General features: G+C 63.4%; 11 protein-coding genes. All 11 read left to right on the forward strand.

All coding sequences use genetic code 11. The features are described 5' to 3' along the window. Positions 1-155: 155 nt before the first annotated feature. A complete protein-coding gene (gene dnaB, locus JQM68_RS12950) occupies positions 156-1,508 on the forward strand; it encodes a replicative DNA helicase (protein ID WP_235223436.1) in 1,353 nt (450 codons plus the stop codon). Further along, positions 1,492-2,847 carry a tRNA lysidine(34) synthetase TilS gene (gene tilS, locus JQM68_RS12955; RefSeq protein ID WP_235223438.1) on the forward strand — a complete coding sequence of 452 codons (1,356 nt, stop codon included), beginning with the start codon at positions 1,492-1,494 and terminating at the stop codon, positions 2,845-2,847. Before dnaB ends, tilS begins: the two co-directional genes overlap by 17 nt. Beyond that, complete coding sequence (gene hpt, locus JQM68_RS12960; protein ID WP_235223440.1) at positions 2,837-3,391, forward strand: hypoxanthine phosphoribosyltransferase; 555 nt, start codon at positions 2,837-2,839, stop codon at positions 3,389-3,391. Before tilS ends, hpt begins: the two co-directional genes overlap by 11 nt. A gap of 263 nt (positions 3,392-3,654) precedes the next feature. Continuing rightward, positions 3,655-5,520: an ATP-dependent zinc metalloprotease FtsH gene (gene ftsH, locus JQM68_RS12965; protein WP_268821524.1), complete on the forward strand. Its 1,866-nt coding sequence runs from the start codon at positions 3,655-3,657 to the stop codon at positions 5,518-5,520. Between the two features lie 266 nt (positions 5,521-5,786). Beyond that, positions 5,787-6,983 carry an ABC transporter substrate-binding protein gene (locus JQM68_RS12970; RefSeq protein WP_235223442.1) on the forward strand — a complete coding sequence of 399 codons (1,197 nt, stop codon included), beginning with the start codon at positions 5,787-5,789 and terminating at the stop codon, positions 6,981-6,983. 145 nt (positions 6,984-7,128) lie between these two features. Then, on the forward strand, positions 7,129-8,007 hold the full coding sequence (locus tag JQM68_RS12975; RefSeq protein WP_235223444.1) for a branched-chain amino acid ABC transporter permease: 879 nt from the start codon (positions 7,129-7,131) through the stop codon (positions 8,005-8,007). A gap of 13 nt (positions 8,008-8,020) precedes the next feature. Beyond that, on the forward strand, positions 8,021-9,133 hold the full coding sequence (locus JQM68_RS12980) for a branched-chain amino acid ABC transporter permease (protein ID WP_235223446.1): 1,113 nt from the start codon (positions 8,021-8,023) through the stop codon (positions 9,131-9,133). Further along, entirely contained in the window at positions 9,130-9,972 is an 843-nt protein-coding gene (locus tag JQM68_RS12985) for an ABC transporter ATP-binding protein (protein WP_235223447.1), read from the forward strand. The genes JQM68_RS12980 and JQM68_RS12985 overlap by 4 nt, the downstream gene beginning before the upstream one ends. Next, positions 9,965-10,678 (forward strand): ABC transporter ATP-binding protein, encoded by a 714-nt coding sequence (locus JQM68_RS12990; RefSeq protein WP_235223448.1) that lies wholly within the window; start codon positions 9,965-9,967, stop codon positions 10,676-10,678. Before JQM68_RS12985 ends, JQM68_RS12990 begins: the two co-directional genes overlap by 8 nt. Before the next feature lie 95 nt (positions 10,679-10,773). Then, positions 10,774-11,388 (forward strand): hypothetical protein, encoded by a 615-nt coding sequence (locus JQM68_RS12995; RefSeq protein ID WP_235223449.1) that lies wholly within the window; start codon positions 10,774-10,776, stop codon positions 11,386-11,388. 111 nt (positions 11,389-11,499) lie between these two features. Further along, positions 11,500-12,491, forward strand: a 992-nt coding sequence (locus JQM68_RS13000) for an arginine deiminase (RefSeq protein WP_235223450.1), incomplete at its 3' end; no start/stop codon positions are given.

The raw sequence follows: 12,491 nt of genomic DNA on the forward strand, positions 1-12,491 counted from the left end.
GCGCGAAACTACCGTCCCGGCCCCGTGGGCCGGCATTCCCCGCCCCCGGGCCGTCCTCGTGCCGCCCAGCGGCACATCGTCCCGCGCCTGACGGCGCGCCGGCCCGTCCCCCAGCCGGGGACATTCCCGATTTCAACATGGAGGTGACCCCCCTTATGGCAATGGAAGACCTGCTGCTCCGTCAGATGCCCCACTCCCTGGAGGGCGAACAGGCGGTTTTGGGCTCCATGCTCATCGACTCCGACTGCGTCAAGGACGTGATGGACAAGCTCCGTCCCTCGGACTTCTACCTGCGGCAGAACCGGGAGATCTTCGAGACCATCTACTCCATGTTCACCTACGCCAAGCCCATCGACGGCATCACCGTCTGCGAGGAGATGCAGAAAGCCGGCATCTACGACGACCAGACCACCCGCTCCTACCTGGCCCAGCTGATGGAGATCACCCCCACCAGCGCCAACGTGATGGAGTATGCCGCCATCGTCCGGGACAAGGCCCTGCTCCGGGGCGTGGCCCAGGCCGCGGCGGACATCACCGCCATGGTCCAGGAGGGCGTGGGCGAGGCCGCCGACATCCTGGAGGCCGCCGAGCAGAAGGTGTACGCCATCCGCCGGGGCCAGAGCGCCCAGGACATGGTGCCCCTGCGGCAGGTGCTGCCGGACGTGCTGGACCGCCTCAGCGAGATGAGCGAGAGCGAGAACCACCTGCCGGGCCTCTCCACCGGCCTCTCCGCCGTGGACAACAAAATCACCGGATTGAACAAGTCCGACCTCATTCTGCTGGCCGCCCGTCCCGGCATGGGCAAGACGTCCTTTGCCCTGAACGTGGCGCTGAACGTGGCGAAAAACTCCAAAAAGACCGTGGCGGTGTTCTCCCTGGAAATGTCCCGGGAGCAGCTGGCCACCCGGCTTTTAAGCTCCGAGGCGCTGGTGGAGAACAACCGCCTCAAGACCGGCGCCCTGCGGGAGACCGACTGGGAGAAGATCGCCGGCGCCGCCACCGTTTTGAACAAGGTGGACATCCGCATCGACGACAACCCCATGCTGTCCGTGGCGGACATGAACGCCAAGTGCCGCCGCCTGGACAACCTGGGCCTGGTGGTCATCGACTACCTGCAGTTGATGACCTCCGCCGGCGGACAGACCCGGGGCGGCGAGAACCGCCAGCAGGTGGTTTCCGATATGTCCCGTATGCTGAAGATCATGGCCAAGGAGCTGAACGTCCCGGTCATCTGCCTGAGCCAGCTCTCCCGTGCCAACGAGAAGCGGGACGACAAGCGGCCCATGCTGTCGGACCTCCGTGAATCCGGCGCCATCGAGCAGGACGCGGACATCGTTCTGTTTTTGTACCGGGACGACTATTATAATGAGGACTCCGAAAAGCACAACATTGCCGAGTGCATCGTGGCGAAGAACCGCCACGGCGAGACCGGCAAGGTAGAGCTGCGGTGGATGCCCGAGTACACCCAGTTCTCCACCCTGGATAACCGCTATGACGACGATGAATGAGCTGGCTGCGGCAGCGGAGTTCCTGGGCCGCCGGTTCCCCCACGGGGGCCGGGTGATGTGCGCTGTCTCCGGCGGGCTGGACTCCATGTGTTTGCTGGACTATATGACCCGTCAGCCGGACTTTTCCGTGGGCGCCGCCCACTTCAACCACCAATTGCGGGGCGCGGAGGCCGACCGGGACGAAGCGTTCGTCCGGGACTACTGCGGCAAGCGCCGCATCCCCTTTGCCGCCGGCAGCGGCGACACCCGCGCCCTGGCGGAGCGGGAGGGCCTCTCCACCGAGGAGGCCGCCCGGCGGCTGCGGTATGAGTTTTTGAACAAGGCGGCGGAGGACGGCGGCTATGACGCCATCCTCACCGCCCACCACGCCGACGACAACGCCGAAACGGTGCTTTTAAACCTTATCCGGGGCACCGGGTCGGCGGGGCTGGCGGGCATCCCCCAGGTGCGGGGGAACATCTGCCGCCCGTTTCTGCGCATCCCCAGGGCGGAGCTGGCGGCCTACGCCGCTGCCCATGACATTCCCCATGTGGAGGACTCCACCAATTCAGACCCCGGCGCCGCCGCCCGGAACGCCCTGCGGAGCACGGTGATGCCGGTGCTGCGGCAGCTCAACCCCAAGTGCGCGGAAAACATCGCCCGGACTTCCGCGATTTTGCGGGAGGAGAGCGACGCGCTGGAGTCCATGGCCCGGGGCCTGATGAACCAGGTGAAGGAGCTGCCGGACGGCGTGTCCGTGCCCTGCCTGATGCTCACCGATGTGCCCCAGGCGGTGGCCGAGCGGGCGGTGCTGCAATTGCTGGCCCAGACCGGCGGACACCGGAGGGACCTGACCGCCGCCCATGTGCTGGCGGTGCTGGACCTGGCCCGGGGCCGGACAGAGGAAAGGGAAGTGTCCCTGCCCTACGGCATGACGGCCCGGCGGAAGAAATACTCCCTGGAAATTACCCGGCGGCCCGCCCGGACCGGGGAACAGCCTATCGCGGTGGGGGACACCGTGGTGTTCCGGGAAACGGCGGTGCGCCTTTCCGGGGAGGACGCCCCCGGCGCGCTGCCCCTGTCGCTGCCCGAAGGCGCGGTCCTGACCGTCACGCCCTGGCGTCCGTCTGACTGGCTGCGGCTGCCCGGCAGCCGGGGGCCGAGGAGTTTCAAGCGGCTCTGCGCCGAGCGGGGCCTGACCCCGGAGGAGCGGGACGCCATTCCGGTGCTGCGGGTGGGGGAGGCCCACGCCGCCGACCCGGTGTTCGGCGTACAACCGGATTTCGCACCCTGTCCCGGCGGACAGACGGTGTTTGTAAAATTTTACAAAAAGACAGAGGAGAAACAACATGAGAAGTGAGATGGAAAAGGACATTCTGAAGGTCCTGGTGACGGAGGAGGAGCTGAAAGCCCGCATCCAGGAGATGGGCGAGGCGCTGTATGACAAGTTCCAGGGCAAGAATCCGCTGTTCCTCAGCGTGCTGAAAGGCTCTTTCGTGTTCATGGCGGATTTGGTCCGTGCCTGCCAGCTGAAAAGCGATGTGGAGTTCATCGCCGTCAGCTCCTACGAGAACGCCACCGCGTCCTCCGGCCGGGTGAAGATCAACCACGACATCCAGCAGGACATCACCGGCCGCCACCTCATCATCGTGGAGGACATCCTGGACTCCGGCAACACCCTGGCCTTTTTGAAGGACTACTTCATGACCAAGGGCGCCGCCTCCATCACCATCGTGACCCTGCTGGATAAGCCCTCCCGCCGGGAGAAGGCCATCACCGCCGACCTGGCTGGCTTCGTGGTGCCCAACGAGTTCGTGGTGGGCTATGGATTGGACTACTGCCAGCAGTACCGGAACGTGCCCTACATCGGCGTTTTGAAGCCGGAGGTTTACGCCGGGGCTTAAAAGCCATAGCCCGCCACAGACGGCGCAAAGCGCCGCCGCCGGTCACGGCGTACGAGCGTTTTGCGGAGCAAAACCTCGGAATGACCCGGATTCATTTCGGGTCATTCGAATTTGATGAAAGGGCTCCCACCGGGCTTGCCCTGTGGGAAGGGCTATGGATTGGACTACTGCCAGCAGTACCGGAACGTGCCCTACATCGGCGTTTTGAAGCCGGAGGTCTATTCCGAACAGTAAATAATTGAGTTCCCAAAGGAGGGAATGTCTTGACAAAGCAGAATCGCACATCCAATTTGAGCTTCCTGTTCCTGGCGCTGGTGATCTGCCTGTGCATGAGCTGGATCTGGCAGCTGAACGGTCAGGAGGGCCGGGTGAGCTATGCCGAGGTCCGGCAGCAGTTCGAGCAGGAGAATGTGGAGTCCTTCCGCTTCACCGACCAGCACACGCTGGAGCTGGACCTCTACCGGGAGCTGAGCGGCAGCAAGACCGTCCGGTATCAGGTCTATGACTTCGACGTGTTCTACCGGGACTTCCATGAGCTCATCGAGGCCCAGGACGCCAAGGGCATCATCAAGGACTACGACTATCCGCCGCCGGAGACCACAAACTGGCTGGAAATTCTCCTTCCCTGGATCCTGATGGCCGTGGTGCTGGGGCTGATGTGGTACTTCCTCATCGCCCGGGCCCAGGGCGGCATGGGGCCTGACCGCATGGCGAAATTCGGCGCGGCCCGCACCCGGGGCCTCAGCGAGAAGGACAAAAAGGTCACCTTTGACGATGTGGCCGGCGCCGACGAGGAAAAGGAGGAGCTTCAGGAGATCGTGGAGTTCCTGAAGGACCCCAAGCGGTTTATGACCCTGGGCGCCCGCATCCCCAAGGGCGTGCTGCTGGTGGGACCTCCGGGCACCGGCAAGACGCTGCTGGCCAAGGCCGTGGCCGGGGAAGCCGGGGTGGGCTTCCTCTCCATCTCCGGCTCCGACTTCGTGGAGCTGTACGTGGGCGTGGGCGCCAGCCGCGTCCGGGACCTGTTTGAGCAGGCGAAAAAGACCTCCCCCGCCATCGTATTCATCGACGAGATCGACGCCGTGGGCCGTCAGCGGGGCACGGGCCTTGGCGGTGGCCACGACGAGCGGGAGCAGACCCTGAACCAGCTGCTGGTGGAGATGGACGGCTTCGCCGCCAACGAGGGCGTCGTCGTTCTGGCGGCCACCAACCGGGCGGACGTCCTGGACCCCGCCCTGCTGCGGCCGGGACGGTTCGACCGCCAAATCTACGTGGGACTGCCGGACATCCGCGGCCGGGAGGAAATTCTGAAAGTCCACGCCAAGGGGAAGCCTCTGGCGGAGGATGTGGACCTCCGGAAGCTGGCCCAGGGAACCGCCGGCTTCACCGGCGCGGACCTGGAGAACCTTATCAACGAGGGCGCTCTGCTGGCCGCCCGGAAGGGCCGGAAGTTCATCACCATGGGCGACCTGAAAGAGGCGGAGATCAAGGTCATCGCAGGCCCGGAGAAGAAGAGCCGGGTCATCCCGCCCCATGAGCGGGAGCTGACGGCCTACCACGAGGCGGGCCACGCCGTGGTGATGCACGCCCTACCGAACCAGGACCCGGTGAGCCAGATCACCATTGTCCCCCGTGGGCAGGCGGGCGGCATGACCATCTCCCTGCCGGAGGAGGACCGCTCCTACCTCTCCAAAAAGTATATGGAGGACGAGATCGTGGCCCTGCTGGGCGGCCGGGTGGCCGAGCAGCTGTGCCTGGGCGACATCTCCACCGGAGCCAGCAACGACATCCAGCGGGCCACCTCCATCGCCCGGAAGATGGTGGCCTCCTACGGCATGAGCGAGAAGCTGGGCACCGTCTCCTTCGAGTCCGGCCATGACGAGGTGTTCATCGGCCGCACCATGAGCCAGGGCCGCAGCTATTCCGAGGCCGTGGCCGCCCAGATCGACGAGGAGGTCCGCCGGGTGGTGGACGAGGCCTACCGCCGCTGCGAGGAGCTGCTGACGGAGCGGCGGGAGAAGCTGAACGCCGTGGCGTCCTACCTGCTGGAGCATGAGACCATGGAGCGGGAGGCGTTCCTGTCCGTGATGGAGGGGCACAAGGAGCTGCCCCAGACCCCGGAGGCGTAAATTTTTCAGGGCCCGGTTCGGCAAAATCACGAAAACGAATGTCCGCGATTCACGGACTGTTATTTTGCGAAAACACCCTGCGGACCGAAACTGTCCACAGCATAAGGACAAACGTTGATGAAAACGGGAAATCTCCCCTTGAAAAACCGGAAAAACGGGGCGGATTTTCTGTGTAGGATTGACCTTGCAATAGCTGTGGAAAACACGTAAAATGCTTTGCATATAAGGGATGGACCGCCATCCCATCAAACAGGAGGATGAAAAGAATGAAAAAACTGTTCGCGCTTGTGCTGGCGCTGGTCATGGCCCTGAGCCTGGTGGCCTGCGGCGGCAGCAGCTCCGGCTCCGGCCAGGCTTCTTCCGGCGATTCCGGCAACAAGGTCGTCAAGATCGGCGTGTTCGAGCCCCAGACCGGCGACAACGGCGCCGGCGGCAAGCAGGAGATCCTGGGCATGCAGTACGCCAACTACGTGCAGCCCACCGTGGAGATCGGCGGCGAGACCTACGACGTCCAGTTGGAGATCGTGGATAACCGCACCACCGCCGAGAACGGCCCCTCCGCCGCCTCCGAGCTGGTGAACCGCGGTGTCAGCGTGGTGCTGGGCTCCTACGGCTCCGGTGTGTCCATGGCCGGCGGCGCCATCTTTGAAGAGGCCGGCATCCCCGCCATCGGCGTCACCTGCACCAACCCCCAGGTCACGTCCGACTGCTCCGTCTACTTCCGCATCTGCTTCCTGGACCCCTTCCAGGGCACCGTTCTGGCCAACTATGCCTACAACGAGCTGGGCGTGAGCACCGCCTACGTCCTGGGCATGCTGGGCAGCGACTATGACCAGGGCCTGGTCTACTACTTCACCGAGGCCTTCGAGGACCTGGGCGGCACCGTGGTGGCTGAGAGCTTCCCCGAGGGCACCGCCAACTTCGTGTCCTACATCAACAACGCCAAGAGCGCCGGCGCCGGCGTCATCTTCGCCCCCGTCTCCATCAACTATGCCCAGCTGATCGTGGAGGCCGCCGACGCCCAGGGCTTTGACGGCGCCCTGCTGGGCTCCGACACCTGGGACTCCAACAAGGTCATCGAGTCTGCCAAGGGCAAGAACATCAGCGCCTTCGTCACCACCTTCTATCAGGAGGGCGGCAATGAGGCTTTCGACTCCGGCATCAAGGAGTGGATCAACGCCAACGCCGACGCCAAGACCAACAACGGCGGCAACGACATGATCGCGGCTGTCACCGCCATGGGCTATGACGCCTACTTCACCGCTCTGGAGGCCCTGAAGGCCGCCGGCAGCACCGAGCCCAAGGCCGTGCTGGAGGCTCTGCCCAACGTCTCCTATGAGGGCGTGTCCGGCCTGATCAAGTTCGACGACATCGGCGACGCTGTCCGCGACTCCGCCTTCATCAAGACCGCCAACACCGAGACCGGCGCCTGGGACTTCGTGAAGGTCCAGACCGTCGGCTGATCCGCAAACAGCGCAAAAGGGGATGGCGGCGAGCCCGCTCGCCATCCCCTTTTTTCGTCGTTTTGCTGGGCCGCCTCGAAAGAGCGGCACAGGCTGTTTTTTCGAGACGACCCAGTCCATCAGAAAAACCACAGGAGGTTTCCTCATGCAAGGATTGTTTCCGTATCTGCTCAACGGTATCTCCGTTGGCGGTCAGTACGCGCTGATTGCTATCGGCTACACGCTGGTCTACGGCATTCTGCGCCTGATCAACTTCGCCCATGGCGATGTATTCATGGTGGCCGGCCTGGTCATGGTCTACTCCACCACCGCCCTGCCCTTCTATATCGCGCTGCCCCTGGTGCTGATCGCCACGGTCATCCTGGGCTTCACCATCGAGCGGGTGGCCTACAAGCCCCTGCGCTCCGCCCCCAGAATGTCCGTTATGATCTCAGCCATCGGCGTCAGCTACCTCATTCAGAACCTGGCGTTCTACATCACCGGCGGCGTGCCCCAGCCCGTCACCAACCCCATCCCCTGGATCTCCGAGAACATCACCATTCTGGGCGCCTCCACCAAGCGGGTCACCCTCATCACCCCCATCCTGACCATCGCGCTGGTGTTCGTCCTGGTGTATCTCATCAACCACACCAAGATCGGCATGGCCATGCGGGCGGCGGCCAAGGACTTTGAGACCGCCCAGCTCATGGGCATCAAGATCAACGCCGTCATCTCCATGACCTTCGTCATCGGCTCCTTCCTGGCGGCGGTGGGCGCCATGCTGTACTTCACCAACTACCCCTCCGTGGCCATCACCTCCGGCGGCATGCCGGGCCTCAAGGCTTTCGTGGCGGCGGTGTTCGGCGGCATCGGCTCCATCCCCGGCGCGGTGGTGGGCGCCTTCATCATCGGCCTTTGCGAGGAGATCATCAAGGGCCTGGGCTACACCACCTTCTCCGACGCCTTCACCTTCGCCCTGCTGATCGTGGTCCTGTGCGTCAAGCCCACCGGCCTGTTCGGTGAGAAGGTCACCGACAAGGTGTAAGGAGGTGCGGAAGATGTCAATGACAAAGAAGAAAACCATCTTCACGGCGGCGGTGCTGTTGGTCCTGCTGGCGGCCTGCGTCGTCGTGGACCTGACCCTCCCCAGCTACCACATCGTAGTGACGGTCATCAAAAAGGCCACGGTCTACTCCCTGGTGGCCGTGTCCATGAACCTCCTGAACGGCTTCACCGGCCTGTTCTCCCTGGGTCAGGCGGGCTTCATGCTGCTGGGCGCCTATGCCTACGGCGTGCTGACCATCCCCGTTGACAAGCGCCCCGGCGTGTACCAGTACTTCGACGGCGGCGCCATCAAGTTCTCCCTGCCCGAAATTTTCGCCGGGTTCCTGGGGGACAATGTGGGCACCGTGGTGGGCATGCTGCTGGCCCTGCTGGTGGGCGGCATCCTGGCGGCCCTCATGGCCTACCTCATCGGATTGCCGGTGCTGCGGCTGAAAAGCGACTACCTGGCCATTGCCACGTTGGGCTTTGCCGAGATCCTGCGGGCCTTCTTCCAGTGGAATGCCCTGGGCCCCATCACCAACGGCTCCAACCTGCTGAAAAGCTATCCCGCCTTCTCCCACGCCACGCCCTACGTGGTGCTGGCGGGACTGATGATCGCCATCATCCTGCTGCTCATCACCTCCACCTACGGCCGGGCATTCCGGGCCATCCGGGACGACGAGGTGGCGGCGGAGGCCATGGGCATCAACCTGGCCAAGCACAAGCGGATGGCCTTCATCATCAGCTCCTTCTTCGCGGGCATCGGCGGCGGCATGATGGCGATGTATATGGGCACCATCGCGGCGGCGCCCTTCAAGAGCACCCTGACCTACGAGATTTTGCTGATCGTGGTCATCGGCGGCATCGGCTCCATCACCGGCTCCATTCTGGCCAGCTTCCTGTATATCTTCTCCTCCGAGTGGCTGCTGCGGGGCCTGGACGCCGGCAAGTTCCTTGGCATCAACGCCCCCGGCATCTTCAAGAACGGCTTCCGCATGGTGGTGCTGTCCGTCATCATCATGGTCATCGTGCTGTTCTTCCGCAAGGGCATCATGGGCGACAAGGAGCTGCCGGACCTGCTGGACAGACGTCCTAAAAAGCGCAAGAAGGAGGCTGCCGGCAAATGAGCAAGAACGTACTGAAAGTGGAAAACGCCACCATGCAGTTCGGCGGCGTGGTGGCTGTGGATAACCTGAACCTGGAGATCAACGAGGGCGAGATCGTGGCCCTCATCGGACCCAACGGCGCTGGCAAGACCACCGCCTTCAACGTCATCACCGGCGTGTACCAGCCCACCAACGGCGCGGTCTGGTTCAACGGGGAGAAGATCGTGGAGAACCATCCCCAGGGCAAGATGAAGAAGCTCTACAAGGGCGAGCACAACGGGGAGTACACCCAGGTGCTCTCTCCCACCCCCGATAAAATTACGAAGCTGGGCATGGCCCGTACCTTCCAGAACATCCGCCTGTGGAAATCCCAGACGGTGTTCAACAACGTGCTGATCGCCAAGCACTGCCGGGCCACCAGCAACGTGTTCTCCGCCACCTTCCGCCTGAACCGGAAGGAGGAGCAGCAGCAGCGCCAGCATGTGGAGGAACTCTTGAAAATCGTGGGCCTCTACGACGTGAAGGACGAGCTGGCGACCTCCCTGCCCTACGGCAAGCAGCGCCGCCTGGAGATCGCCCGGGCACTGGCGGCGGAGCCGAGCCTGCTGCTGCTGGACGAACCGGCGGCGGGCATGAACCCCCAGGAGACCGATGAGCTGACCGCCTTCATCGGCGAGATCCGGGACCGGTTCAAGCTGACGATCTTCCTCATTGAGCACCACATGAATCTGGTCATGGACATCTCCGACCGCATCTACGTGCTGGACTTCGGCAAGCTGATCGCCCAGGGCACGCCGGCGGAGATCCAGAACAATCAGCGCGTCATCGACGCGTACCTGGGGGTGGCCGACGATGCTTAAAATCGAGAATCTGCATGTGAATTACGGCGGCATCCAGGCCCTGCGGGGCATCTCCCTGGAGGTGCCCGACGGCAAGATCGTCACCCTCATCGGCGCCAACGGCGCCGGTAAGTCCACCACCCTGCGGACCATCTCCGGCCTGGTGAAGGCCCACAGCGGCTCCATCCAGTGGAACGGCGAGGAGCTGCTGGGCAAGTCCATTGACAAGATCATCAGCGCCGGTATCGCCATGAGCCCCGAGGGACGGCGGGTCTTTGCTGACCTGACGGTGCTGGAGAACCTGAAGATCGGCGCCTACCTCCGCAAGGACAAGGACGGCATCGAGAAGGACATCCAGTGGGTCTATGAGCTGTTCCCCCGGCTCCAGGAGCGCTCCTGGCAGCTGGCGGGCACGCTGTCCGGCGGCGAGCAGCAGATGCTGGCCGTGGGCCGGGCGCTGATGTCCCGCCCGAAGCTGATGATGCTGGATGAGCCCTCCCTGGGCCTTGCCCCGCTGGTGGTGCAGGACATCTTCAAGATCATCCAGGAGATCAACCGCCAGGGCGTGACGGTGCTGCTGATCGAGCAGAACGCGAACATGGCCCTGAAGATCGCCGACCTTGCCTACGTGCTGGAGACGGGCAACATCACCATGTCCGGCACCGGCGCGGAGCTGCTGGCCAACGACAAGGTGAAAGAGGCGTACCTGGGCAAGCACAATTCCTGACCGTTTTCAGAAGAGGGGCCTTTGCCCCTCTTCTGATTTTTTTGCAACTTTTCCGGGCAGACTACCGTCCAATAGGATAAAGGGGGTTTTGTTCGATGAAAAAACATCATTTGGCAATTGCGCTGCTGCTGGCGCTGTCCCTGACGGGCTGCGGGCGGCAGACGGCCGCGCCCACCGCCCAGATCGCGCCCGCTCCCCAGGAGGAAAGCACCGCGGAGGCCGCCCCGGACCGTGCTCCCACGGCGGAAGAGCTGGGCCGGGCGGAGCGGATGGACCTGGCGTTTTCCGTGGAGGGGGAGACGGAGATGGTCTCCGCCACCCTGTACACCGGCCAGGGCTACTCCATCTATATCCCGGACGAGGGCTGGCGGCTGGAGAAGCGGGTGGATGACGGCATCCCGGAGGAGAGCTGGGAGAGCGTTCTCAACGACGACGTGGAGCTGACGGTGTCTCACTACGCGGGAAAAACGGTCACGGAGGCCCGGGATTTATTTCTGCTGGACGAGGACTATGTGTTCGAGGACCTGCTGGGCGGCGAGCTGGGCGATCCGTTGACCGGCGTGGACGAGGACGGCGATCACCTGTCCTTCATGCTGGCGGAGGGGGCCGGCACGGTCTACGTCATCTCCTGGGAGTACCCGGCGGAGGCCGCCGAGGGCTTCGGCGTCCGGCTGGAGCAGATCGCGGGGACCTTTGAAGTGATGGAATAAGCAAAGAACAGGCTTCGGTCTGTTCTTTTTTTGCGCCGCCATGCATGAAATGCCAAAATCCAGAAACCCTATTCAGGAACCCATTTTGACCCTGAAAAGGAGTGAGCTTTATTGGAGACGGCGATCCATAATACCTCCGAGATCGGGCGTCTGCGGCGGGTGCTGCTGCACCGTCCCGGCGGAGAGCTGGAAAATCTGATGCCGGAATATCTGGAACGGCTGCTGTTCGACGACATCCCCTATCTGAAAGAGGCCCAGAGGGAGCACGACGCCTTTGCCGACTGCCTGCGCGCCCAGGGCGTGGAGGTGGTGTACCTCGCCGACCTGGTGGCGGAATCCCTCACCGGCCCGGAGGTGCGGCAGGACTTCCTGCGGCAGTTCCTGGAGGAGTCCGGCGTGACGGACGCCAGGACGCGGGACATGCTGGAGGAGTACCTGGGAGCTATGTCCGACCGGGAGATGGTGTCCGCCATGATGGCGGGCGTCCGCAAGAGTGCGCTTCGGGCGGCGGGCGGACGTTTAGGCGACTACCTCTCCGCTGTGGAGGACGATTATCCCTTCGCGGTGGACCCTCTGCCCAACCTGTATTTCACCCGGGACCCCTTCGCCACCATCGGCACCGGCGTGTCCCTCCACAAAATGCACACCGCCACCCGGAACCGGGAGACCCTGTTCGGCAAATTCATCTTTGAGTACCACCCCAAATACAAAAACGTGCCCCGGTGGTACGACCGGGGCGAGACGTCCTCTCTGGAGGGCGGCGACATTCTGGTGCTGTCGCCTAAGGTGCTGGCGGTGGGCATCTCCCAGCGCACCCGGGAGGACTCCATCGACACCCTGGCGGAGACCATTCTCTCTTACGACGGCACCTTCCAGAAGGTGCTGGCCTTCAACATCCCCAAGACCCGGTCCTTCATGCATCTGGACACGGTGTTCACCATGGTGGACCGGGACAAGTTCACCGTCCACCCCAACATTTTGTCCAGCATCACGGTGTTCGTCATGGAACTGGACGAGGGCGGAAAGATGAAAATCCACCAGGAGGATGGGCGGCTGGAGGACATCCTGAAAAAGCACCTGGAATTGGACAAAGTGACCCTCAT

This window comes from Oscillibacter valericigenes, assembly GCF_021531435.1.
In the GTDB taxonomy this organism is placed as follows: domain Bacteria; phylum Bacillota; class Clostridia; order Oscillospirales; family Oscillospiraceae; genus Oscillibacter; species Oscillibacter valericigenes_B.